The organism is Roseovarius azorensis (assembly GCF_900109455.1).
Lineage (GTDB): Bacteria > Pseudomonadota > Alphaproteobacteria > Rhodobacterales > Rhodobacteraceae > Roseovarius > Roseovarius azorensis.
The window spans coordinates 76,465-101,346 of sequence record NZ_FOAG01000004.1; the positions used below are offsets into that span (position 1 = coordinate 76,465).

Here is a 24,882-nt window from a genome sequence, read left to right on the forward strand (position 1 = left end):
TTCATTCCTAGCGTTGCGGCAGCAGCGCCGTCGACAGGCCGGGAACCAGCGCGACGATCACCCAGACCGCGATCAGAGCCACAAGATAGGGGACCGTGTAGCGCAAAAGCCGGAAATAGGGAACGCCCGTCACACCCGAGGCCACATAGAGGTTCAGCCCATAGGGCGGCGTGATGAATCCGATCGAGGCCCCGACAAGAAAGATCACCGCGAACTGCACCGGCTCTATCCCAACCGAATGCGCGATCGGCGCCAGGATCGGCGCAAGGATGATCGTCACCGGCAGGCTTTCCAGAACCATGCCGCAGACAAAGACAATCGCCATCGAGGTGAACAGAACCGCGTGATAGCCGCCCATCGAGGTCACGAAACCACCGATCACCTCCTGTGCGCCAAGCGCGGACAGCATCTGCTGCATCACGACAGAGACAGCGATAAGCGGTGCCAGAATGCCCGTGATCTGCGCCGAACGCATGGTGATCGACGGCAGTTCCAGCGGACTGAACCCTTCGACCACCAGCATTTCCGAGATCCGCTTTTCCGACACGTCGCGCCCCTTGGCCCCGCCCATCAACCGATGGAGCGGCAGGCTGAGAAAGCCCACGATCACGCAAAATCCCACCGTGACGCCCGCCGCCTCGGTCGGTGAAAACTTGCCCGTGTAGATACCCCACAGCACGAGACCGATGGCGAAAAATCCCAGCCACGCCCCGATCGCGGTCTTGATCACCCGCAACGGGCTCAGCGCGATGAGAAAACCCCAGCCGTTGCGCCAGCAGATCAGAAAGCAGGCGATCATCATTGCGCCCACCATCATCATGCCCGGAATGATCCCGGCCACGAACAGATCCGAGATCGGCAGATTCAGCAGGAACCCGTAGACGATAAAGATGATCGACGGCGGGATGATGATCCCCACCGTGCCGCCCGCCGCGGCGGTGGCCGCCGAGAATCGCTCGTCATAGCCGCCCTTGACCATCTCGGGATGCAACATCGAGCCGATGGTCGCCGTGGTGGCCGAGTTTGAGCCGGAAATCGCTGCAAACAGCCCGCACGCCCCGAGCGAGGCCATCGCCAGCCCGCCCCGGATCCAGCCCAGACAGGCATAGGCGAAATCGCTCAGCCGCCGGGCGATGCCAGAGCGGTTGATAAGATCGCCGGTCAGGATGAAGAGCGGCATCGCCAGCAGCGCGAAACCGTTGGTGAATACATGCATCAGCGCTGCCCCGATGTTGTCCAGCGGCATGCCGATCAGAAAGGATACGCCAATAATCCAGTAGCCGATGACCAGAAACACCGGCACGCCCAGCATGAAGAGAAAGGTAACGCCGATCGAGATCAGCGTGATGATCGTGGAATCGCCCATCTCATTCGCCCCCGATCACGGCCTGCGTTACAAGCGTATCGCCCGACCGGAAATTGCCGATATCGGTCAGCGCGTTCTCCAGCACCCGCGCGACCAGCGTGGTAAAGGCCAGCGGCACCGAGATCATGAACCACCACTGCATCACATGGTCAGTGCCCAGCATGATCTGAAAATTCGAGGCGGAATTCGCGACCACCCGCAGCGAGGTCACCACCACAACCCACGAAAACCCGACCCAGAGTACCGCATCCAGCATCAGACAGGCCATCTGCCCCGCGCGCGGCATGGCGGTGCGAAACTCGGCAAAGGCCAGATGCGTGCGCAGCTTGACGTTATAGCTGCACCCAAACCACGTCATGATGAGAAACAGGAACGGCGGCAGGGTGGTGGACCACGGCACCTGCTGCGACAGCACGAACCGGCGGAACACCTCGACAAAGATGATGCCGCCGATCGCCAGGTATGAGACCACCATGAGCGTCGACTCCAGACTGCGCTCGGCCCAGGGGCTGACACGGTAGACAACAAGTATCGCAACCGCCGTGACCAGCATCGCGATCAGCCCCAGCGGCCAGACCGCAGGCTGGCGCAATGCCTCGCTCAGCATCCAGGAATCGCCTGCAGATAGGGCGCTCAGGATCTCTCCCATGCCCTGAAACCAGCCAGTCATGCCCATTCCTCCCTCTGGGTTGCCGTCTTCTGACACGCCGCGCGCGTCGGTGCAGAGCGGGCCGCCGCCGCAGGGCGGCCCGCTCTCACGTTATCCGCTCAGGCCGAACGCCACCAGCGGCGCGGCTCGACATTCTCGGGCAGCATATCCACCGGGATCTCGCGCGCCACGTCATAGATTTCCTGATAGGTGTCGATGCCGTCTGCCCAGCCATTAAGCCGCTCACGCCATTGCGCCCAGGGCTCGGGGTTGAACTCGGGCGAACACATCTCCTCTGCCATTTTCACCTGATCGTCAGGCAGAAACGCCGGGCGCACGTTGTTCTCGGCAAAGATCGTGCCGGGCAGTTGCGGATCGGAGAAGCCCACGGTCTTGATCAGCGCCGCCTCGTTCGCGGCCTGCACATGGACCTGCGCCAGATAGGCCGATTCCATGATCGCATCCTGCAGATGCGGCTCCATCGCGTCGAACACCTTGGCCGACATCGAGGTGTGCTCGGTACCGCAGAAGAACTTCAGATCAACCGACTGGCTGACCACTGGCGACATGTTTGCATAGGCCACGGCCGAAGCCCATGTTTCCGCCCCGTCAATGAGACCCTGCTTGAGGCCGTCAAGTGTCTCTTCCCATGCGACCGGCACCGGGTTGAGGTTCAGCAGTTGCATGGCGATCCGGCCCAGTTGCGTGCCGGTCACCCGGTTCTTGGTGCCGAACAACTCTTCCAGCTTGGTCACCGTGGGCTTGCCCGCAAAGGACTGTCCCATCTGAAGACCGCGCAATTCGCAATGGCTGAACAGGAACTTCAGCCCGTGCCGCTTTTCCAGCGGGTCACGCAGGATACGCTGCGAGGCGGGGCTGTAGAGGAAATGATACTGCGCCGCCCTACTGGGGAACATATAGGCATAATCCAGCACGTTGAGATAAGGCGCGCCGCCGGCCGAGTTCTGGGTTGAGGCCGCATACATATCGACCACGCCCAACTGAGTCTTTTCCACACAGTTGAGCTGACCGCAGATCTGATTGTCACCGATGAATTCCACCCTGATCTCACCCTCGGTCCGCTCCTCCAGGTCGCGGGCGAATTCCAGAACGCCGGCGCGCTCGATCAACAGGTTACGCGCGTTGAAACCCGACGCGCCCAGTTTCAGCGTGTGCTTGGCTTCCTTGGCAAAACGCTTGTCATAGGTGCTCTCGGCGGCTCGCGCCAGCGACGACAGCGTGACCGTCCCGGTCAGTGCCCCGGCGCCCAGCACCACGGATGACAGGCCGAACTGACCTGACAGACGGAACAGATCCCGGCGGGAAATTCCGCTGAGGGCTTTTGATACTTTCATGGCTTCCTCCCATATTTTTAAATTTTGATACTTGTGGTCTCAATATTGATCGAATTATGCTCATTCTGGCAAGAAAAAACTTTCTGCCCCCGAAAAACTGAAAAGGTCAGTCAGAAATGTCGGAGATTTCAGCGGATTACGTGATCGTCGGGGCGGGCTCTGCAGGCTGCGTTCTGGCGAATCGCCTCTCTGCCGACCCCCGGATCAGCGTCGTGCTGCTCGAGGCGGGCGGGCGTGACTGGAACCCGTGGATTCATATCCCGGTGGGTTATTTCAAGACGATGCACAATCCGTCCGTGGACTGGTGCTATCGCACCGAACCCGATCCGGGCCTGAACGGGCGGGCGCTCGACTGGCCGCGCGGCAAGGTACTGGGCGGCTCCTCCTCGCTCAACGGGTTGCTTTACGTGCGCGGCCAGCCGCAGGATTACGACCGCTGGGCACAGATGGGCAATCCGGGCTGGGGCTGGGACGATGTGCTGCCGCTCTTCAAACGCTCCGAGCGCCAGGAACGCGGCGCGGATGACTATCACGGGGATCAGGGAACGCTCTGGGTATCCAACATGCGCCTTCAGCGCCCCATCTGCGATGCCTGGGTCGCGGCAGCGCAAGAGGCGGGCTATCCCTTCAACCCCGATTACAACGGCGCGCGGCAGGAAGGGGTGGGATATTTCCAGTTGACCACACGCAACGGGCGCCGCTGCTCTGCCGCAGTGGCCTTTCTCAAACCCGCGTGGGGGCGGGAAAACCTGACCATCGTCACCCATGCACAGGCCAGCCGCGTCCTCTTCGACGGTCACCGCGCCACCGGGATCGCCTACCGCGATCGCGCGGGACGCGAACATGTGGCTCGGGCCGGGGCAGAGGTAATCCTGTCTTCGGGCGCAATCGGGTCGCCGCAACTGCTGATGCTGTCAGGCATCGGCGAGGCCGCGCATCTTCAGGAACACGGAATAGAGGTCCGCCGCGACCTGCCCGGCGTGGGTCGCAACATGCAGGACCATCTACAGGCTCGGCTGGTGTTCAAATGCGTCGAGCCGACCCTGAACGACGAGGTGCGCAGCCTCGCGGGACAGGCGCGCATCGCGCTGAAATACGCCCTCTTTCGCGCCGGTCCGATGGCGATGGCCGCCAGCCTCGCCACCGGCTTCATGCGCACTGGCCCGCATGTCGAAACCCCCGACATCCAGTTCCACGTTCAGCCCTGGTCCGCCGACAGCCCCGGCGAGGGGGTGCATCCGTTCTCCGCCTTTACCATGTCGGTCTGCCAGCTGCGCCCCGAAAGCCGCGGCACGATCCGCCTCGCCTCGGCAGACAGCGCCGCCTATCCGAAAATCCACCCCAATTACCTCTCGACCGAAACCGACTGCCGGACAATCGTCGAGGGAATACGGATCGCCCGCCGAATCGCGCGATGCGAACCCCTGAAACACAAGATAGCCCAGGAATTCCGGCCGGACAGCGCGCTCGACCTCGACGATTACGAAGGCACGCTCGACTGGGCGCGCAACAATTCCACGACGATCTACCACCCGACCGGCACCTGCCGGATGGGGTCCGGCGGTGATGCCGTGGTCGATGCGCGCCTGCGCGTCCACGGCATCACCGGACTGCGCGTGGCCGATTGCTCGATCATGCCCGAGATCGTCTCGGGCAATACCAACGCCCCCGCGATCATGATCGGCGAAAAGGCCTCCGACATGATCCTCGAAGACCGCAAAACCTCCACACGCGCACCTCAGACGCCCTGACCCGGATCGCGGCGCGGCGCAGGCTTCTGCGCTGCCTCTGCCCTCTCTCCCGGCAAGTGGCGAAACACCGCCCAGGCCGACCAGATCAGCAGCAGGCCCAGCCCCAGTTTGAGCACCGTGCCAGACACGAGACCAAGGGCCAGCGCCCCCAGGATCGCCCCCGGCACTGACCCCGCGACCAGCGGTAACAGAGTGCCACGCCACACCGCGCGCCGCCGCAACACCATGCCGGGACCAAAATGCCGCATCAGCCCGATGGCAATCGTCGGCAATCCCACCAGCATCGCGATGGATCCCGCCAGCTTTACCTCAACGCCAAAGACCAGCACGAGAACCGGGATGATCAGCTCTCCGCCCGCCACCCCCAGAAGCGACGAGACAGCACCGATCACGATCCCTGCAACAACAGCCGCTGCCACGGCGATCGGCACCGACTCGGGCAACAGCGTGAGAGGCGCTACCACCAGCAGGCTCTCGGCGATCAGCACCACGCCGAGCGCGACCAGCAGCACCAGGATCGCCAGACCCAGCATCCGGTCGCCAAGCCGCGACAACACCCCCGCACCGATCCACGCAGCGGTGAGCGATCCCGCCAGCATCCCCAGCACGACGGGCCAATGCGCAGCCACCTCGCCCAGCGGCACCGTGCCAGCCCGGAACGGCAGTGCCGCGGCCAGCACCACGAAAGACGACATCAGGTTGATCGCCACAGCCTCGCGCGCCGTGAAACGCAGGATACCCACCAGCGCAGGCAGGCGAAACTCGGCCCCGCCCAGCCCGATCAGACCGCCCAGTACGCCGACCACGGCCCCAATGGAAAACGAATACAGGCGATGCCTCAGCGGCGTCATACCAGCATCTCGCCCGGCTGATCGCCGCCGATACCAACATCGGCCTGCGCGATGGACACGGATTTGACGACCGCATGCGCGCTCGCACCGGGCACCAGCTCCAGCCTGGTCGCGGCGCGCCGCGTCACCCGCGCCAGAACGCGGCCCGCCGCCGTGTCCAGCGCCACCATGACCCCCGGCCCCGCCCCCAGACGCACCGAATGCACGGTTCCCGGCAGAATGTTGAGCGCCGACAGGCCAGCCGGCGCCACACGCGACAGGATCACGTCATGCGCGGCGATCCGCACCCGCACCAATGCCCCCACCGGGCGACCCAGACGCGGCAGAAACAACGGATGCCCGCCTGCGTCCAGCTCGGTCAGCCCGTCGGAATGATGCGCCACCACCCGCGCCGCCAGAAGCGCCCCCGCCTCACGCGCGCCCAGCGGCGTGACCTCCGGGTCACCCAGCACCGCCGCGGCCGATCCCTGCGCCGTCACGCGCCCGGCATCCAGCGCAACAACGGTGGTCGCCAGACGCGCAACCTCTGACGCGGAATGGCTGACATAAAGGACGGGAATGTCGATCTCGTCGCGCAACCGCTCGAAATAGGGCAGGATCTCGGCCTTGCGCGCCTCGTCCAGCGACGCCAGCGGCTCATCTGCGAGAATGAGGCGCGGCGCGGACAGCAGCGCCCGCCCGATGGCGACGCGCTGCTTTTCCCCCCCCGACAGCGCGCCGGGGCGACGGTCGAGCAGAGTACCAAGCCCCAGCATCTCGACCACCCGCCCCATGTCCTCGCGCGGCGTGCCCTTCGGCGCGAACCACGCCCCGTAGCGCAGGTTCTGCCGCACCGAGAGATGCGGGAACAGCCGCCCCTCCTGAAAGATATAGCCCAACCTGCGACGGTGCGGCGGCAAGCCGATCCCCTGCACGGTATCCAGCAACACCCAATCCCCCGCCGCGATCCGGCCCCGGTCCGGAGTCAGCAGCCCCGCAACCGCATTCGCGATCGTCGTTTTGCCCGAACCGGAACGGCCAAAGAGCACGGTGATACCCGGCGGCGCCCTGAACTCCGCCTCCAGCATGAACCCCTCGAACGCATGGCGCAGCGCGATTTCCAGCATCACCTGCCCCCCACGCGGGCGGCCACACGCCGGGCGACCAGTTCGGACATGATCAGCGCGCCCATCGCCACAACGACAGAAACCAGAACCAGCCGCATGGCGGAATCCTCCCCCCCCGGCACCTGCAGAAACGCATAGATCGCCGAGGGCACGGTGCGCGTCTGGCCGGGAATGTTCGACACGAATGTGATCGTGGCGCCGAACTCGCCCATCGCCTTGGCAAAGGCCAGGATCGCCCCGGCCAGGATACCCGGTAGCGTCATCGGCAGGGTGACGCTAACGAACACCCATACCGGCGAGGCGCCAAGCGTGGCGCCGGCCTGTTCCAGCTTCGGATCGACCGCCTCCAGCGACAGCCGGATCGCCCGCACCATCAGCGGAAAGGCCATCACCCCCGCCGCCAGCGCCGCGCCGGTCCAGCGGAACGCGAACACAATGCCGAAATCGGCAAGAAAACTGCCCACCGGCCCGCGCGTGCCAAAGGTCAGCAGCAACAGATAGCCGGTGACCACCGGCGGCAGGATCAGCGGCATATGCACGAGACCGTTCAGCACCTGCTTACCCGGAAAGGACCAGCGCGCCAGCGCATAGGCGGTCAGCACGCCAAGCGGCAGGCTGACCAGCGTCGCCCACAGCGAAACCCTGAAAGAGAGCGCGACCGCGCGCCATTCCTCGGGACCAAGCCAATCCATCATGCCGCCCTACTCCGCCAGAACCACAAAGCCCTGGCGCTCGAACGTCGCACGCGCCTGCGGGCCGCGCAGGAAATCGACGAATTCCGCTTCCGCCGGCACATCACGATTCGCCAGATCCGCCAGCGGATAGATGACAGGCGGATAGCTCTCGGCCGGAAAGGTCGCAACCACCGTGACACGGTCCTCGGCAACCGCGTCGGTTGCATAGACGATGCCATACGGTGCCTCGCCAATGGCCACCAGCGCCAGCGCCGCGCGCACGTTGTCGGTCTGCGCCACCTGTCCGCTGACCGAAGTCCATAGCCCGAGGTTTTCCAGCGCGGCCTTGCCATAGATACCTGCGGGAACCGCATCGACCAGCGCCATGGCCAGCCTGCCCCCGCCCAGAAGACCCGTCAGATCGGTGCCCGGCCCGATCCTGATCGGTTCTGCGCCCGCCCCGTGGGCGATAAGCACGATTGAATTGCCCAGCAGATCGACCCGTGTTCCGCTTTCGATCAGGCCGTCCTGCTCCAGCACATCCATCCAGTCCGGGCTGGCCGACACAAGAATATCCGCAGGAGCGCCCTGCTGAATCTGGCGGGCCAGCGCGGACGATCCGGCAAACGACAGGCTGAGCCGGTGATCAGTCGCCGCCTCGAACTGCGCCGCGATGTCGCTCAGGGCGGTGGCCAGGCTGGCGGCGGCAAAAACGGTGATCTCCTCGGCACTGGCCCTGACCGGCGCGAACATCGCAAGCGCGCAAAACGCGGCCCCCAACGCCTGACGGATGGATCTGATGGTCCGCATCGCACTGTCTCCCGGCGCCAGATATGGCCTTGGAAACATATCGCAACCCGCACAGGATTGATCAAGCGATATTTTCCATTGGACATATCCCGGCCGATCAGCTCAGGCGACTGCGCTGCTGCATCGGCGCGACACCATAGGCGGCGCGGTAGACGCGCGAGAAATGTCCCGCGCTTTCAAAACCGCAGGCCAGAGCGATCTCGATCACCGAGGCTTCGGTCTGAACCAGCAGATGCCGCGCCCGCTCCAGACGCAGATCCATGAGGTATTTCTTCGGCGAGGTATTGAGAAACTTGCCAAAGAGCCGCTCAAGCTGGCGCGCCGAAATCCCGATATGCGCGGCAATCGTCGAGGGGCTGGGCGGTGTCTCGATCTTGTCGCGCATCATCTGGATGGCTCTGGTCAGATGGATGTTGCGCACTCCGTTGCGCGACTGAAGCGAGACACGCTGCGCGGCAGTTGCCTCTCGCACGGAACTGTAGACCATCTGATCGGCCACGGCGACCGACAGGTCATAGCCATGGTCGCGCTCGATCAGATGCAGCATCAGATCCGCCGTCGCCGTCCCGCCCGAGGCCGTGACATGCCTTTCATCCGCGACAAAGACATTGCGGACAAGGTTCACCTCCGGAAACTCCTCCATGAACCCGTCATGGTATTCCCAGTGAATCGCCGCCTTCATCCCGTCCAGAAGTCCGATTTCCGCCAGAATCCAGGCCCCGGAACATAACGCGCCGATCGGCGTGCCATGGCGCAGCTCGCGCCGCAGCAGGGCTTGCAGGGGTCTTGTCACATGCCGCCGCATGTGGATGCCCGACAGGACAAACAACCGGTCACATTCTGGCGGATCGTCGAACCCGTGATGCACCAGCGTCACGGACCCGTTCGAGCAGGTCGCGGTTGCTCCGTTCTCAGACAGGAACGACCAGCGATAGAGGGGCTCCTCGCTGATCAGATTGGCGATGCGCAGCGGCTCGACCGCGCAGGCGAAGGCCAGATGCGAAAATTCCTCGACCAGAATAAAGGCGAAGTGCTGCGTTTTGATCATCGCGGATATCCATCGAAAATGATGCACATCCATGCAATGAATTTTCTTCGCACACAAGAAAAATTTATTGTGTATTCTTTTTGTATTTTATATCAGTCTCAGGACACCGACTCGAAAAGGAGGCAGCGCCATGGCCGCACGCGACCGCAAATCCGCCCTCACCGCTCATCTCAGACGCGCCATCCTCACCACTGCGCTGCGCCCCGGCGACGATCTGGACGAGGTTGCGCTCTGCGCCGAATTCGGCCTCTCGCGCACCCCGGTGCGCGAGGTGTTCCGCGAACTCGCGGGGTTGGGCTATATCGACCTGCGCGACAATCGCGGACCCCGAGTCACGGATCTGTCGCACACCACGCTGCGCGATTTCTTTCTGGCGGCGCCGATGATCTATGGCGCGATCCTGCGGCTGGCCGCACGCAACGCCACCGAGTTGCAGACCGCCGCGCTGCGCGCCGCGCAAGAGGCATTTCGTGCGGCGCTGCGCACCGGCTCGACTATCGAGCGGACGCTGGCCAACAACCGCTTTCACGAAATCACCGGCGAGATGGCGGGTAATATCTACCTGCTGCCCTCGTTCCACCGCCTGCTCATCGACCATGCCCGGATTTCCATGACCTTCTACCGCCCCGAAACCCCCGCCATGACCCAGAGCGTGTCCGAGGCCAGCCGCCAGCATGACGCCATCATCGACGCCATCGCAGCGCGCGACGAGGCGGCGGCGGCCCAACTGGCCGAGGATCACTGGAACCTCTCCCGCCACCAGATCGAACGGTTCGTGATGCCCTCGGCGCTCGACGTGCCGATGGGCGCCCTCGCCCGCCCCAACCCCGCATGAGGTCCGCAATGACGCCCATATTCCGCTTCGACGGGATCTATACCCCCGTCATCACCCCCTATCATCCCGACGGATCGGTGAACCATGATGCGCTCTCGGACGTGATCGAACACCTGATCGCGGTGGGGGTGCATGGCATCATTACCGGCGGCTCCACCGGCGAGAACTATGCCCAGACGATGCAGGAGCGCGTCGACCTCGCCCGCTTCACCCACGAGCGGATCAAGGGGCGCGTGCCGCTGGTCGTGGGCACCGGCGCAATGCTGACCGGCGATTCCGTCGCCCTGGCCGAGGCTGCCCGCGACATGGGTGCCGATGCCATCCTTCTGGCCAGCCCGCCCTATTCGGTGCCCACAGACCGCGAGAACGCGCTCAATGCACTGACCATCGACCGCGCCGCGAACCTGCCGGTGATGCTCTACAACTACCCCGGTCGCACCGGCACGATGATGGGCGAGGAATTTCTCGACCGCGTGGGCCGTAGCCGCAATTTCTGCGGCATCAAGGAAAGCTCGGGGGACATCAACCGTGTTCACCTTCTGGCCCGCGACTATCCGCATATCCAGATGGGTTGCGGCATGGACGACCAGGCCCTCGAATTCTTCGCATGGGGCGCGCCTTTCTGGGTCTGCGGCGGCTCCAACTTCCTGCCGCATGAACATCTCGCGCTCTACAACGCCTGCGTCCGCGACGGTGACTTCGCCAGGGGACGGCGGATCATGTCGGCCATGCTGCCACTGATGCGCGTATTCGAACAGGGTGGCAAGTTCATCCAGACCATCAAACACGGCGTCACCATGACCGGCATCGACGCAGGCGAAGTGCGCGCGCCGCTCAAGGGTCTCAACAAGGACGACAAACGCGCCCTCGAACAGGTGGTGCGCGTTCTGAAAACCACCATTGCAACCATCACGGCGGAGGGCTGATCATGGCTTTGCTGACACGCGCGGAATATGCGGCCATCGCCGCCACGCTCAACTTTCCCACCGGGGCCTTCATCGACGGCGGCTATCGCCCGGCGATCTCGGGCAAGACGTTCCCGACGCTCAACCCCGCCACCGGCGAGACACTGGCGCAGATTGCCGCCTGCTCTGCCGAGGATGTGGACTTCGCCGTCCTCAAGGCGCGCGAGGCCTTCGACGATGGCCGCTGGTCACGCATGCACCCCTCGGAACGCAAGGCGGTGCTGATCCGCCTGACCAAACTGATGACCCGCAACGCGCGCGAACTGGCGGTTATGGAGAGCCTCGATTCGGGCAAGACCATCTATGACTGCGAAACCGTCGATGTGCCCGAAGCGATCAACTGTCTCAAATGGCACGCCGAAACGGCCGACAAGATCTACGATCAGGTCTCCCCCGCCTCCGACGATCATATCGCGATGATCCTGCGCGAACCGATCGGCGTGGTGGGCCTCGTGCTGCCGTGGAACTTTCCCCTGCTGATGCTTGCGTGGAAACTCGGCCCGGCCCTGGCGGCTGGCTGCTCCGTGGTGCTCAAACCCGCCGAAGAGACATCCCTGACCGCGCTGCGCATCGCCGAACTGGCGCACGAGGCGGGGCTGCCGCGCGGCGTGCTGGCCGTCCTGCCCGGCAGCGGGCCGGATGTGGGCGAACCGCTGGGGCGACACATGGATGTGGACATGATCAGCTTTACCGGCTCGACCGAGACCGGCAAGCGGTTCCTGCGCTACGCGGCGGACAGCAACGCCAAGGAGGTCGTGCTGGAAATGGGCGGCAAGAACCCCGCAATCGTCATGGACGACGCCGAAAACCTCGACCGCGTGGCCGCCCATATCGTCAACGGCGCCTTCTGGAACATGGGCGAAAACTGTTCCGCCACCTCACGCCTCATCGTGCATCGCGCGGTCAGGGACGATCTGATGGCCCGCATCACCGCCCATGCCCGCGAATGGGTGGTGGGCGATCCGCTCGCCCCCGAAACCCGCGTGGGGGCACTGGTCAGCGAGGGGCATTATACCAAGGTCTGCGGCTATCTCGATCAGGCCGACAATATCCTGCTGGGCGGCAAGGCCGAAAACGGCTTTGTCGAGCCGACCATTGTTGCCCTGCCCGACAACGATCACCCGCTGGCGCGCGAGGAAATCTTTGGCCCGGTCCTGAGCGTGATCGAAGTCGGCAGTTTCGACGAGGCCATTGCCACCGCCAATGACACCGACTACGGCCTCTGCGCAGCCCTCTTCACCGCCAATGCCAAACGCGCCATCCGCGGCGCGCGGATGCTACGGGCGGGCACCGTGACCGTGAACAGCTTTGGCGAGGGCGACATTACCACGCCCTTTGGAGGGCACAAGCAATCCGGCTTTGGCGGGCGCGACAACGGTCTGCACGCGCATGACCAGTATACACAGTTGAAAACCATCTGGTTAGATCTGGCCGACGATGCGGACGAGGCCGTGGATTGACGCGCTATACCGCCCGCACCCTGCCCGCCCATCTGGGTCCCGCCGCCTGGAACGCGATCCTGCCGCCGCAGGATGCCCCCCGGCGGCTGGAGGGGGATGCCACCGCCGATGTGGCGGTGGTCGGTGCGGGCTTTGCCGGGCTGTCGGCGGCGCGCAGGCTGACGCAACTCATGCCGGGCGCGCGCATCGCGGTGCTCGACGCAGGCCGCGTCGCCGAAGGGGCGGCGGGGCGCAACTCGGGTTTCATGATCGACCTGCCGCATGAACTGACCAGCCAGGATTACGCTGGCAACGGGGATGATCGCGCAACGATCGCCCTGAACCGCACGGCGCAGGCCTTTGGCCGCGCGGCGGTCGAGGAATATGGCATTTCTCCCGCCTTCTTCGACCTCGCGGGCAAGATCAACGGCGCTGCCAGCGAAACCGCCCACGCCCATAACGAAAACTACGCGCGCCACCTCGCGGACCTTGGCGAGACCTCGGAAATGCTCGACGCGCAGGCGATGCGCGACCTGACCGGCAGTCCGCATTACCGCTCTGGTCTCTACACCCCCGGCACGGTGATGCTGCAACCCGCAGGCTATGTCCGGGGGCTGGCGGCGGGGCTGACGCGCGCGGGCGTTACGATCCACGAGCAAAGCCCGGTCACGGGCCTTGACCGGCAGGGCGACGGCTGGCGGATCACCACACCACAGGGGCGACTCGGCGCGGACAAGGTGATCCTCACCGTCAACGGCCATCTGGAAAGCTTCGGAATCGCACGCGGGCGGCTGATGCAGATATTCCTCTTCGCCACCATGACGCCGGATCTCGACGCCGACGCGCTCGCCCGCCTCGGTGGCCGGAATCGCTGGGGCATCACCCCCTCCGATCCGATGGGCACCACCATGCGCCGGATCGACGGACCGCAGGGCGGCAACCGGATCGTCACCCGCACCTGCGCCGCCCTGCGCCCCGGCATGCGCGCGACCGACGCGGATCTTGCCCGCGCCGCCCGCGTCATGCAGCGCAAGTTTGATCGGCGATTTCCGCAACTTGCGGGCATGCGGATGGAATATACATGGGCCGGGCATTTGTGCCTTAGCCTCAACGGCGTCTCGGTGATGCGAGAGATCGAACAGGGGCTTTACGCAGGCTGCGTGCAGAACGGCCTTGGCACCGCAAGGGGCACGCTGACCGGCATCGGCGCGGCGGAACTGGCAGCGGGCACGACCAGCGCCATCACCCGCTATTTCACCGCACAGGACACCCCCAAGCGCCTGCCGCCGCAACCCTTTCGAGAAATCGGGGCCAACGCCGTGCTGCGATACAGGGAATGGCGCGCGCGCGACGAATAGCGTCACGTCAGGCGAAGGGGCTGGGCCACGCATGACCTTGCAACGGGGAGCCCCCCGCAGATTGCCGCCAAACCCCTGCTTCTCCCGGCAAGGGGCCGGGGCGTCGGACGTTCGCCGTTTGTGTCCTGCCCAGGCCCTCTCGGCCTCCAGACGGTCAACAACTCTTGTCCGGACCTTCCGGCCCCGCTCCTTGTCACCTGCCTGCCATGACATGTCATCCGGGAGCGGTCACAACCCCGCCATTCCCGGCAGGAGCCGCGGCGCCACAAACCCGCCGCCCGAGTCCTGCCTGCCCCCTCTGGGGCTCGAAAATGCCCAGGGCATGCTACCCGGACCTCTTGCCCCGCTCCTTGCTACCCGCCTTCCATGACATGTCAAATATGACATGTCATGAGTCCGAAGACCGCGCCCCCGACCCTCCGGGGTATTTACCCCGAGCAAAACCAGCAGCACCGCATCGGGCCGGGAGGTTCAGTACTCCTGATTCAGCGCATCCGCCGCCGGAATCTCGCGCTCGCGCCGGGCGATATAATCCAGCAGCGCCTCGTTCACGCCCGGATCCAACCTGGACTCTTCATAGGCATCAAGCAATCTGCGCGCATGGATCAGCGCGCGTTCGGTGATCTCTCTGGATCCATCGGCCACCCATTGCTCGATCGAATTGTTGTCGAAAAGCTCGGGCATGAAAAACGCGGTCTGGAAATTCTCCTGCGTATGCGGATGACCCAGGTAATGCCCGCCCGGCCCGACATCGGGGATCGCCGCGAGCGCCTCATCGAAATCATCCCATTGCGGGCCGGAAGCCATGCGATGCGCCATCGCGCATTGCTCGGCATCCACCACGAACTTGGCGACTGAACAGTGCATTCCCGCCTCATTCCAGCCCGCCGAATGCCAGATGTAATTCGCCCCGGCATGGATCACCGCCGACAGCGTCGTCGCACTCTCATAACCCGCCTGCGCGTCGAATGTCTTGGCCCCGCCCAGCGTGTTCGATGTCCGCCACGGCACGCAGTAAAACCGCGCCATCTGACCGATCATGAAATTCATGAGCGAAATCTCCGGCGTGCCCGCCATCGGCGCGCCGGATTTCATCGACACGGTCGAGAGGTAATGGCCGTAGATCGCCGGGCAGCCGCGGCGTATCACCTGGGTATAGGCCAGCGCGCTCAACGCCTCGGCGTTGAGCTGCGCCACGGTGGCGGGCACCGAGGCGGGCGTATTGGCCCCGCCCAGCACAAACGGCGAGCACAGCACCGGCTGGTTGCGACGGCAGAACGCCCGCATCGCGCCCAGCATCGTCTCGTCCCAGACCAGCGGCGAATTGCCGTTGCAGTTGCCGGTGGTGACAGGATGTTCCTCCAGGAAATCCGCGCCAAAGAGGATCGCGCACATCTCCATCACGTCCTCGGCGTTCTTCGGGCTGGTGGTCATGCCCATGAACATCTTGTCGGAATGCTTCATCGAGGAATAGGTGATGCGCAGATGCCGCTGGCTGATCGGGTGATCATAGGGCTCCACGATGTGATGCGCCGAGGAATGCAAGGCTGGCATCATGTGGCTCAGCTTGTGGAACATCTCCAGATCGGCAAGTGTCGGATTGCGGCGCATATCATCCAGATCACGCAGATATGGCGCGCCGGTCATCGGCACAAAGACCGAGTGCCGCCCGCCCAGCCGCACGTTCTTTTGCGGGTCGCGCGCATGATAGGTAAAGGTCTCGGGTATCGTCGCGATCAACTCGCGCACAAGGCCACGATCGAGATAGACCATCTCGCCGGCAACCCTGGCGCCTGCGCGTTTCCAGTCCTCAAGTGCGATGGGGTCTCGGAACTGAACGCCGACATTTTCCAGAATATCCATCGAGGCCGCGTCGATGCGCTCGACCTGCGCCCCGTCCATGACCTCACAGACCGGCAGGGCGCGGGTCAGTCCGGGCAGCATGTCAAACTTGGGCGCGGTACGAATGGCCCGCCTTGCGGAGCGTCCGCCAGCACGGGCGCGGGAGGGTGCAGTGTCAGTGATCATCGGCGTTCTCCTTCTGCACAGGATCGTCGGCGATCCGCGCGCGGATTACCTGCAGATTTGCGAAACCCTGTTGCAGAAAGCGACACGGCGGCGCTTGCTGAATACTCAGTCCGACGGTGGCGTCTCCGGGGCCTCTGCTGGCGGCGGTTCGTCGCGATCCTCCGTAACCCCGGCACAATCCTGCCCGGTCCCGGCCTCTTGCCGGCACTCCGTATCGCTCCGCGCATTGCGCGCCGCCTGCAGCGACTGCAGACCCCGATGCCGCGCCTGACAGGTATCGCATTCGGCGGCGGTGCCCGGCGCAGGTTCACCCGCCAGCAGCGACCCGGACAGCCCCAGACAAACGCCAAGGACAAGCAGGCGGATCATCCCGCCGATGCCGGCGTCGCGGCAAGATAGCCCCGCAGCGGCGCCTCGCTGCCCGGCTCCCCCTGCCCCTCAAGGCTCAGGAATTCCATCGCCGCCACTTCGTGCCCGGTCAGAAACGCAAGGCGCGGTCGGTCCTCTGTCGGACCCATGGCCTCGAGCCGCTGAAAGGCGGCGAGATAACCGGGATAGGTCCTGTTCATTTCCGCCATCAATCCCGGCCATTCCGTCGGACCCCGCCGCGCCTGCGCCTGTCCCGAGCGGGTCAGTTCTGCGGTGCTGCGGGGCCTCAGGCCATATTTCTCGATCAGCGGCGCGACCGCCGCTGCCGCATGCCGCTCGACCTCCGCCAGAAGAGCAAGACGGCTCTTGTGCGCGGGCGCATCGAACATACGCGCCAATTCCTGAAAATACGCCTCGCCCTCGATCTCCTCTTCGTAATAGAGCAAGAGCTTTTCGAGATAGTCCTGATCGGCACGGCTCATTCTGCTGCCCCCCTTGTCCAGAGTCCTGGCGCGGTCGCCTCCGCGCCCACATCAATCCTGTCATGCCGCAGGGGCAGGTCGATATCCAACACCGCATCCAGTTCCCGCGCATAGCGATGGCCCGCATGCACCGCGGCAGCAATGATCGCCGGAGCCTCGCAATCACCGATACGGGCCAGCGTAAAGGGCAGCCCGTCCGCCCCCGCCTCTGCCAGCAGCGCCTGATAAAGCGCATCCTCGGGCCTGCGCGCGGTCACCATGACGACATTCACAGCGGGGATGATCTTTTCCCTGCCGCTGTAAACACATTCCAGCCGCGCCTCGCGCCCGTCAAACCCGGCAAGACTCTGCGCGGTTTCGATGCCGACACCCAACCGCATCAGGTGGTTGCGCACCCGCCAGCGCTCGGCGGTATTGACTGTCCAGCGCGACACGCTGTCGTCAGGCGTGCAGAGCGTTACCTCCAGCCCCTCGGCCCGCAGGCGCTCGGCGATCACGCCGCCCATGTAATAGCCGTCGCCATCGAACACCAGCGTCGGCCCCTCAGGCAGACGGCCCTCCATGATGTCATCCGGCGTCAGCACCCGCGCCACCGCCTCGCCGGTGGCGATGGGCAGATAAACCTGTTCGTCGAACCGCTCGGGACGCCAGCGCGCGCCCGTGGCGATCGCCACATGATCAGCACCCACGTCCTGCACGTCCTGCACAGTCAGGCGGCTCTCACGGAAGATCCCGACATTGGGCATGTCGATGAGCTGCTGCTCGCGGTAATCGCGCACGCGGATATATTCGCGCATCCCCGGCAGCGCCGCCTCGCGCGTCACACGCCCACCCAGATCCCGCGTCGCCTCGGCCAGCATCACCTCATAGCCGCGCGCACCCAGCGCCCGCGCCGCCTCCAGCCCCGCCGGACCCGCCCCCACGATCAGCACGCGGGCCTCGCTGGTCCTGGCGGGGATAACTTCGGGGTGCCAGCCACGCCGCCATTCCTCGCCCATCGTCGGATTCTGCGTGCAGCGGATCGGCACACCCAGGCTGTCGCCGGAATAGCAGATATTGCAGCCGATACATTCGCGGATCGCCGAAAGACGCCCCTCCTCGATCTTCCTCGGCAGGAACGGATCGGCGATCGAGGGCCGTGCCGCGCCGATGAAATCGGTGATCCCGCGCCTGATCTGACCGACCATCGTGTCGGGCGAGGTAAAGCGGCCCACCGTGACCACCGGCTTTGAGGTTACCGATTTCACCCATGCCATGTAAGGCTCCAGCGCCGCCTCTTTTACAAAGCGCGAGACACCCATTTCCAGCGAATAATCCGCGATGTTGATGTCCCACAGATCGGGCAGATCGGCCAGCATCGCAAACATCTCGCGGCGCTCGCCCCAGATCGGCGTGCCGTCCTCGCCCGCCACCTCATCCGCCGAGAACCGCACCGCGACGGCGCAGCGGTCGCCCACCGCCTCCTTCGTCTCTTCGATCAGTTCCCGCACCAGCCGCACCCGGTTTTCCAGACTTCCGCCGTATTCGTCACCCCGTGTGTTGATCCGCGGATTGAGGAAGTTCGAGACCAGATACCCATGCGTCGCATAGACATAGACGATGTCGAATCCGGCCTCGCGCGCGCGCAGCGCCGCGCGCCGGTGCCAGTGGCGAAAGGTGCGGATATCGGCCTTGTCCATGGCGCGGGTCTGATAGGGATGCCCCGCCAGATTGGGCGCCGACTGCACATCCATCGACGGCAGGCGGGTCATCATGTTGGCGGTGCGCGCGCCCCCGTACCACAGTTCCACCCCGGCCAGCGCCCCATGCTCATGCACCGCATCGGTCATCAGGGCATGCGCGCGCACATCGCTGTCATCCCAGAGCGAGGCCGAGGGATGCGGCAGATCATCGGACGACGGGTGGATCGAGGTGTATTCGGTGCAGACCACACCCCAGCCGCCCTCGGCCTTGACCCCGCGCATCGCGGCCAGCGTGCGGGGCCTGAGCCACCCCATGCCGGTGCAATGCGGCACCTGATAGAACCGGTTGGGCGCGGTCACCGGCCCGATCCGGACCGGCTCGAACAGGATGTCATGACGGGGATCTCTGCTCATTCTGTACTGCTCCGTTGCAAACCACTCCCCCCCGACGCCATGTCAGACGCCCGGCATTTCGAAATGCCTTGGATAGACCGACGCCAGATAGGCACGCACCTGCCTGTGGGCCTGATCGCGCTTGTACCGGTCGGGATAGATCAGGATGTTCAGCCATATCCCGTCATAAAGCGCCTCCAGCGTGCGCGCGATCACATGCGGCGGCAGCCCGCCATATCCGCCCTCTTCCTCGATCTCGGCGCAGAGCTGGGTCGAGAGGTCATACCGCTCACGGTCGAGGTCATCCACCAGCGCCCGGTAGACGGCGCGCCGCTTGCCCTCTCCGAAAAACGCATACCAGACCGCCAGCTTTCTGCGCGTGCAAATCCTAGGATGGAAATGCGACGCGACGATTGCCAACAGCTTTTCCGGCGCACTCAGCCCGGCATCCTCATAGGCGCGACGCCATTGCTCGTGATGCTCGCGCGCCAGAAAGGTCAGCGTTTCCTCCAGCAGGTTCTGCTTGCTCTTGAAATGGAAATTCACCAACCCGATCGACAGACCGGCAGCTTCGGTCACCGTCGACATGGTGGTTCCGCCAATCCCGTATCTGGCGATTGAATCGATCGTGGCCGCGATCAATTGCCCGCGCCGGACTTCTCTGGATTCCGTGCGGCGGGATTTCCCGGATTCGGGTTCTGGTCTCGTTACCGTCTCGTTCATACTGAATTCAGCGTCACATCCGCACCGAACGCAACCGCCTCTCCTTTGACTAATCCGTGTCCAGAATGACAATCGCATCCGGCGACCACGACAACCACAGCGCCTGCCCGCTCTGACTGTCCGCCCTGTCCAGCCCGCGACTGATATTCGGGGTGGATACCGCGACCGGCTCTGCCTTGCCCTCGATACTGACATAAAAATGGCTGCGCTCGCCCAGATAGGCCGCCGTGCGCAACCGGCCCTCGACCGCGAGCGTCCCGTCCGGCCGGGTGGCCGACAGGGCGAATTTCTCGGGCCTCAGCGCAACCTGAACCGGCGCGCCATCCGGCTTGGTGATCTGCTCCACCGGAATCGGGATAGTGCCAAGCCCCTCGGTCTCGACGGCGGCCATGGCAGACCCGTTTCGCCGCACGGTGCCGCGAAAGAAATTCATGTTACCGATGAAACTCGCGACTTCGCGGGTCTTGGGCATCTCATAGAGCCCCGCAGGCGTATCCACCTGCAATACCCGCCCCCCCGACATGACCGCAATGCGATCCGACAGCGTCAGCGCCTCTTCCTGATCATGCGTGACAAAGACAAAGGTGATGCCCACCTGCCGCTGCAAGGCGCGTAGTTCCAGCTGCATCTGCTCGCGCAACTGCTTGTCGAGCGCACCCAATGGCTCGTCCAGCAACAGCACCTTGGGCCGCAGGATCAGTGCGCGCGCCAAGGCGATCCGCTGCCGCTGCCCCCCCGACAGCTCATTGGCCTTGCGACTGCCATAGCCTGACAGCTTGATCAGATCGAGCATCTCCTCGACCATCTCCAGCCGCCGGGCAACGGGCAACTTCTGCTTGCGCAGCCCATAGGCGATGTTGTCCTGCACATTGAGATGCGGAAAGATCGCATAGCTCTGGAACACCATGTTCACCGGGCGGCGATGCGGCGGCACCTCCGACATCGGCTGGCCGTCGATGAATATTTCGCCCGACGAGGTGGATTCGAACCCCGCCAGCATCCGCAACAGCGTGGTCTTGCCACAGCCTGACGCGCCCAGCAGCGAAAAGAACTCTCCTTGCCCAATGTCCAGCGACACGTCGTCGATCGCCCGAAATCCGCCAAAGAACTTGCTCACGCTGCGAATGGATATGAATGCGTCCGATGTGGTCATGTGTCGGGCACTCCCAGATCTTCGGTGTCCAGCCCCATGCGCCCGACCCACTGCGCGATGAAGACCAGAACAAACGAGATAAACAGGATCAGCGAGGCCATCGCCAGCACCGAGGGAAACTCCTTGGGAAACCGCAACTGCCCCCAGATATACATCGGCAACGTCGGATCGGTACCGGTCAGAAAGAACGCCATGATGAACTCGTCGAACGAGATGGTAAAGGTCAGCAACAGGCTGGCAACGATGCCCGGCATGACCATCGGAAAGGTCACGCGCCAGAACGTCCACCAGCCGTTTTCGCCCAGATCGGCCGAGGCTTCCTCCATCGCCGGATCGAACCCCTCGAACCGCGGCAAGAGCGTCGCCACCGCAAACGGCATGCAGATGATCAGATGCCCCAACCCCACAGTATAGAGCGAGAGCGGAACACCCATCCGGCTGAGCAGCACCAGGAGAGCGACACCAAAGATTATGCCGGGAATCACCAGCGGCATCATGATGAATCCCACCAGCGGGCCCTTGCCCCGCATCCGGTAACGGGTGATCGACCGCGCCGCCATGACCCCCAGAACGGTCGAGAGCACCGAAACGACAAGCCCCACCCTGACGCTGTTCCAGAGCGAATTCCAGAGCGCCTGACGCGACCACAGTTCGGTATACCACTGCAACGTGAACCCCTTGAGCGGAAAGCGCACATGCACCGCGTCGTTGAAGCTGAAAAGCGGAATGAACAGCACCGGCACATAAAGGACGATCAGGAAAATCACCGCATAGACCTGCAAGGCCCTGTTGGGCCGCCTGATATAAGTGCCCGCGCTCATGCGATCCGCTCCTGCACCTTGCAGGTGACGAGCAGGAACGCCAGCGCCAGTGCCGCGATCCACAGCATCAGGACAATCGACAGAGTGGCCCCCATCGGCCAGTTGTTGACCGCGCCGAACTGCACCTGGATGAGATTGCCGATCATCGCGCCATCCGGCCCGCCCAAGAGCGCAGGCGTGATGTAATCGCCGGTGGTGGGAATGAAGATCAGGAACGAGGCAGCGATGATCCCCGGCATCGACAGCGGCAACGTGATCCGCAGGAACCGCGCCACCGGCCCGTCACCCAGATCGGTTGCCGCTTCCAGAAGCGACTTGTCGATCTTCTCCAGCGAGACGTAAAGCGGCAGGATCGCGAACGCCGCCCAGGCATGCGCCAGCGTGATGATCACCGCTGACGGGCTGTAGAGCAAGAAGGCCAGCGGCGCATCGATCAGACCCACCGCGCTCAATCCGGAATTGATCACCCCCTCATAGCCCAGGATCACCTTCCACGCGAACACCCGCAACAGGTAACTTGTCCAGAACGGCAATGTCATCAGGATCAGCCACATCATCTTGTTGCGATGCACGTGAAAGGCAACGTAATAGGCCATCGGATAACACAGCGCCACAGTGGCAACGGTCGCCACGCCCGAGATCCAGAACGATCGCGCCAGAAGCGCGCCATAGATCGGCTCGTTCCAGGCCCGCGCATAATTGGCCAGCGTCAGCGTCGTGTCGAAACTGAATCCCTGCCGCGTCCACATACTTATGACCAGCAGGATGATGAAGGGGACCACGATCCCGATGGTCATGATCAGCAGCGTGGGCGACATCAGCAGATAGCCGCGCGCCGTCTCGCTGCGCCGCAGGTACCGGGTCAGACGCGCACCGAAAGCGCGCGGGGCGCCGCGCGCCGTCCGGGATTTCGACAGGGATGTTTCAGCCATCCGCCCCACTCTTCGACTTGCGACCGAACCGTCCGCCGACCAGACCGGCGAGCGATGCCGACTGGATCAGAATCCGGCCTTGATCTGCTCAAAGAGCTCGTTCATCCGGGTTTCCCACTCCTGCGTCTGCGGTTGCTGGAAATGACCGGCCTGCAGTATCTCGACCGGCTGCGTGCTCAGCCCCAGACCCGCCAGCGTCTCCTCGTCGAAGGCGTCAAACGACTTGCGGTTGGAATGGCCGTAGCCCCAGTCGTTGATCATGAAGTGCCCCGTCTCGACGCTCAGAAGCGAATCGATCACGTCGTAGGCGCGGTCCAGATTGGGCGCATCCTTGTGGATCATCACACCGCACACCCAGGTCAGCGCGCCCTCTTTCGGCTTGGCGAACTTGACCGGGACACCTTCGGCCTGCAACAGCACGGCAGAACTGTTCCAGGTCATCGACGCCACCATTTCACCGGCCGCAAGCGCCTGTTCCAGCGTCGTGGTGTCATCGGTATAGACCCGGATCAGCGGGCGCTGTTCGCGCATAACGGCGGCGATCTTCTCGAACGCTTCCTCGCTATCGATATCGTCGAAATCGACACCCGCCTTGATAGCGCCGCACCACCATGCGTCACCGCCCGACGCCAGCGAGCCAAGCTGCCCGGCATAGCGCGCATCCCACAGCATGTCCCAGGTTTCCTCGCCCTCCAGCTCGAACAGATCCGTGCGGTAGGTTACCGAGGTCTGCCCCCAGTCGAACGGTGCCATCCAGACCTTGCCGCCCTCCGCGTCATTGCCGGGCAGATCCACCAGCTCGGGGATCACATCACCCCAGTTGGACACGCGCGAGGTGTCAATCGGCTGAAACAGACCCGTCTGCACCCAGCGCGGCATGCTCTGGTTGCAGGGATGCGACACATCGACGACAAATCCGCCGCGCATCTTGGTCAGCGCCTCCTCCGAACCGCCGAAGATCGCAAAATTCGGCAGGGCGCCATTCTTGGCCTGATACGGCTTGAACAGTTCCGGGATATCATAGCCGCCCCAGGTAAAATAAGTGGCCTGATCGCCCTCTGCCGCCATCGCTCGGCGCGCGGGCAACGGCATGGTTGTCATCGCCACACCGGCGGCGAGCAGTCCCTTGGCAAACCTGCGGCGGCTGAGCTTTCTTTCGCGCACCGCGCCTAACTGATCGAGAACGTCCATAACAGTTCATCTCCCCTGTTGGTGCGGGTCCGGCGTTTCTCGACGGATCCCGTCGCGTGATCATTCCGTTCACGTTCTGTGCTGAGCTTCGAACGACATATCTTATTCCCGTCGCCTTGCCCTCACGCCACTGAATGATCATTCAATGATTTCAGGACATCTTGCATCGAGTCAAGGTTTTTGCAGACTGCCCTCCCGAACGTGCAGCCGACCGGACGCCAGCCGTCCCAGACAAACCCGGCAGGATTCGAGCGCCCCCGCCCGGTCGAAGTCCGCCGGGGCAAGATGCAGACGCTGCCAGTAACCGTCGGTCAGTGTTTCCATCCATTCCGCCATCTGCCTGGCCCCGGCGATGCCACCCTCCGGCAAAAGTTCTGCCCATATCCCAACCAGCGCCTCACGGCGGCGCGCATCGAACGCCTCGGCGACCTCGGCATATTGCGCGGTGAACCGCAACTCGCCCCAGAACGCAAACCAGAGCGGCAGCACGTCGCATCCACAGGCCTCGGCCCGGAAATCCGCCTCCAGCAGCGCCATCAGCCGCTTTTGCGGATCCGGCCCCGCGGCGTTCAGAGCGGATGTCCAGAGCGCCTCGTACCCCTCGTAGAGATCCCGCAGCGTCTCGGTCAGCAATCCGCCCTTCGAAGTGAAATAGAACACCGCCACCCCCTGCGACAGCCCCGCCTCATCCGCCACCGTCGCCAGCGTCGTGCGCGCCAGACCATGCGCCAGAATCGACCGCCGCGCCGCGTCCAGCAACTGCCGCCGCCTGCGCTCGGCATTCTGCTTGCGTTCCTTCCTCGGCTTTTTCACCACGGCTTCGGACATCCGCGCTCCCTCGCCTGCTGACTTCCCCATCCTTGCCACAGCAACCCGGACACGTCAGCAAAATTTTTTATTT

23 protein-coding genes are annotated in these 24,882 nt (G+C 64.0%); 5 read left to right on the forward strand and 18 right to left on the reverse strand.

Annotation, left to right across the window (positions count from 1 at the left end; translation table 11 throughout):
• Positions 1–7: 7 nt before the first annotated feature.
• The 3 genes from BSG08_RS07530 to BSG08_RS07540 all read right to left on the reverse strand — a co-directional run bounded on the left by BSG08_RS07530 (position 8) and on the right by BSG08_RS07540 (position 3,370).
• Entirely contained in the window at positions 8–1,366 is a 1,359-nt protein-coding gene (locus BSG08_RS07530; protein WP_093034546.1) for a TRAP transporter large permease, read from the reverse strand.
• Position 1,367: 1 nt separating this feature from the next.
• Positions 1,368–2,036 carry a TRAP transporter small permease gene (locus BSG08_RS07535; RefSeq protein ID WP_093034549.1) on the reverse strand — a complete coding sequence of 223 codons (669 nt, stop codon included), beginning with the start codon at positions 2,034–2,036 and terminating at the stop codon, positions 1,368–1,370.
• 98 nt (positions 2,037–2,134) lie between these two features.
• Complete coding sequence (locus BSG08_RS07540; RefSeq protein WP_093034552.1) at positions 2,135–3,370, reverse strand: TRAP transporter substrate-binding protein; 1,236 nt, start codon at positions 3,368–3,370, stop codon at positions 2,135–2,137.
• 116 nt (positions 3,371–3,486) lie between these two features.
• Here BSG08_RS07540 and BSG08_RS07545 point away from each other — a divergent pair, with 116 nt between their 5' ends.
• Positions 3,487–5,121, forward strand: coding sequence for a GMC family oxidoreductase (locus BSG08_RS07545; RefSeq protein WP_093034555.1), 1,635 nt, complete (start codon positions 3,487–3,489; stop codon positions 5,119–5,121).
• Here the strand turns inward: BSG08_RS07545 and BSG08_RS07550 are convergent.
• The 5 genes from BSG08_RS07550 to BSG08_RS07570 form a co-directional block, all read right to left on the reverse strand.
• Entirely contained in the window at positions 5,109–5,972 is an 864-nt protein-coding gene (locus BSG08_RS07550) for a sulfite exporter TauE/SafE family protein (protein WP_093034558.1), read from the reverse strand. The genes BSG08_RS07545 and BSG08_RS07550 overlap by 13 nt on opposite strands.
• Entirely contained in the window at positions 5,969–7,078 is a 1,110-nt protein-coding gene (gene modC / locus BSG08_RS07555; RefSeq protein ID WP_093034560.1) for a molybdenum ABC transporter ATP-binding protein, read from the reverse strand. Before modC ends, BSG08_RS07550 begins: the two co-directional genes overlap by 4 nt.
• Complete coding sequence (gene modB, locus BSG08_RS07560) at positions 7,078–7,770, reverse strand: molybdate ABC transporter permease subunit (protein WP_093035151.1); 693 nt, start codon at positions 7,768–7,770, stop codon at positions 7,078–7,080. The genes modC and modB overlap by 1 nt, the downstream gene beginning before the upstream one ends.
• A 9-nt stretch (positions 7,771–7,779) precedes the next feature.
• The gene (gene modA / locus BSG08_RS07565) at positions 7,780–8,562 is read right to left on the reverse strand and encodes a molybdate ABC transporter substrate-binding protein (protein WP_093035154.1); all 783 of its coding nucleotides are present in this window, start codon (positions 8,560–8,562) and stop codon (positions 7,780–7,782) included.
• Between the two features lie 97 nt (positions 8,563–8,659).
• The gene (locus tag BSG08_RS07570; RefSeq protein ID WP_093034563.1) at positions 8,660–9,610 is read right to left on the reverse strand and encodes a GlxA family transcriptional regulator; all 951 of its coding nucleotides are present in this window, start codon (positions 9,608–9,610) and stop codon (positions 8,660–8,662) included.
• 130 nt (positions 9,611–9,740) lie between these two features.
• Here BSG08_RS07570 and BSG08_RS07575 point away from each other — a divergent pair, with 130 nt between their 5' ends.
• From BSG08_RS07575 to BSG08_RS07590, 4 genes are read left to right on the forward strand one after another with little or no spacing between them, the layout of a single operon-like run.
• Positions 9,741–10,445: a GntR family transcriptional regulator gene (locus tag BSG08_RS07575; protein ID WP_093034566.1), complete on the forward strand. Its 705-nt coding sequence runs from the start codon at positions 9,741–9,743 to the stop codon at positions 10,443–10,445.
• A gap of 8 nt (positions 10,446–10,453) precedes the next feature.
• Positions 10,454–11,371 (forward strand): dihydrodipicolinate synthase family protein, encoded by a 918-nt coding sequence (locus tag BSG08_RS07580; RefSeq protein WP_093034569.1) that lies wholly within the window; start codon positions 10,454–10,456, stop codon positions 11,369–11,371.
• A 2-nt stretch (positions 11,372–11,373) separates the two neighbouring features.
• Positions 11,374–12,870, forward strand: a complete 1,497-nt coding sequence (locus tag BSG08_RS07585) for an aldehyde dehydrogenase (RefSeq protein WP_093034572.1) — start codon at positions 11,374–11,376, stop codon at positions 12,868–12,870.
• Positions 12,867–14,207, forward strand: coding sequence for an NAD(P)/FAD-dependent oxidoreductase (locus tag BSG08_RS07590; protein WP_093034575.1), 1,341 nt, complete (start codon positions 12,867–12,869; stop codon positions 14,205–14,207). Before BSG08_RS07585 ends, BSG08_RS07590 begins: the two co-directional genes overlap by 4 nt.
• A 471-nt stretch (positions 14,208–14,678) precedes the next feature.
• Here the strand turns inward: BSG08_RS07590 and BSG08_RS07595 are convergent, their stop codons facing one another.
• The 10 genes from BSG08_RS07595 to BSG08_RS07640 all read right to left on the reverse strand — a co-directional run bounded on the left by BSG08_RS07595 (position 14,679) and on the right by BSG08_RS07640 (position 24,809).
• Positions 14,679–16,235, reverse strand: coding sequence for a trimethylamine methyltransferase family protein (locus tag BSG08_RS07595; protein ID WP_093034578.1), 1,557 nt, complete (start codon positions 16,233–16,235; stop codon positions 14,679–14,681).
• Positions 16,236–16,340: 105 nt separating this feature from the next.
• Positions 16,341–16,604 (reverse strand): hypothetical protein, encoded by a 264-nt coding sequence (locus tag BSG08_RS07600; protein ID WP_093034581.1) that lies wholly within the window; start codon positions 16,602–16,604, stop codon positions 16,341–16,343.
• Positions 16,601–17,086 carry a hypothetical protein gene (locus tag BSG08_RS07605; RefSeq protein WP_093034584.1) on the reverse strand — a complete coding sequence of 162 codons (486 nt, stop codon included), beginning with the start codon at positions 17,084–17,086 and terminating at the stop codon, positions 16,601–16,603. Before BSG08_RS07605 ends, BSG08_RS07600 begins: the two co-directional genes overlap by 4 nt.
• Positions 17,083–19,182 carry an oxidoreductase gene (locus BSG08_RS07610; RefSeq protein WP_093034587.1) on the reverse strand — a complete coding sequence of 700 codons (2,100 nt, stop codon included), beginning with the start codon at positions 19,180–19,182 and terminating at the stop codon, positions 17,083–17,085. The genes BSG08_RS07605 and BSG08_RS07610 overlap by 4 nt, the downstream gene beginning before the upstream one ends.
• Positions 19,183–19,224: 42 nt before the next feature.
• Positions 19,225–19,884: a TetR/AcrR family transcriptional regulator gene (locus tag BSG08_RS07615; RefSeq protein ID WP_093034590.1), complete on the reverse strand. Its 660-nt coding sequence runs from the start codon at positions 19,882–19,884 to the stop codon at positions 19,225–19,227.
• Positions 19,885–19,933: 49 nt separating this feature from the next.
• Positions 19,934–21,037 (reverse strand): ABC transporter ATP-binding protein, encoded by a 1,104-nt coding sequence (locus BSG08_RS07620; RefSeq protein ID WP_093034593.1) that lies wholly within the window; start codon positions 21,035–21,037, stop codon positions 19,934–19,936.
• Positions 21,034–21,858 (reverse strand): ABC transporter permease, encoded by an 825-nt coding sequence (locus tag BSG08_RS07625; protein WP_093034596.1) that lies wholly within the window; start codon positions 21,856–21,858, stop codon positions 21,034–21,036. Before BSG08_RS07625 ends, BSG08_RS07620 begins: the two co-directional genes overlap by 4 nt.
• Positions 21,855–22,790: an ABC transporter permease gene (locus BSG08_RS07630; RefSeq protein WP_093034599.1), complete on the reverse strand. Its 936-nt coding sequence runs from the start codon at positions 22,788–22,790 to the stop codon at positions 21,855–21,857. The genes BSG08_RS07625 and BSG08_RS07630 overlap by 4 nt, the downstream gene beginning before the upstream one ends.
• Positions 22,791–22,856: 66 nt before the next feature.
• Entirely contained in the window at positions 22,857–23,981 is a 1,125-nt protein-coding gene (locus BSG08_RS07635) for an ABC transporter substrate-binding protein (RefSeq protein ID WP_093034602.1), read from the reverse strand.
• 171 nt (positions 23,982–24,152) lie between these two features.
• A complete protein-coding gene (locus BSG08_RS07640; protein ID WP_093034605.1) occupies positions 24,153–24,809 on the reverse strand; it encodes a TetR family transcriptional regulator C-terminal domain-containing protein in 657 nt (218 codons plus the stop codon).
• Positions 24,810–24,882 lie beyond the last annotated feature (73 nt).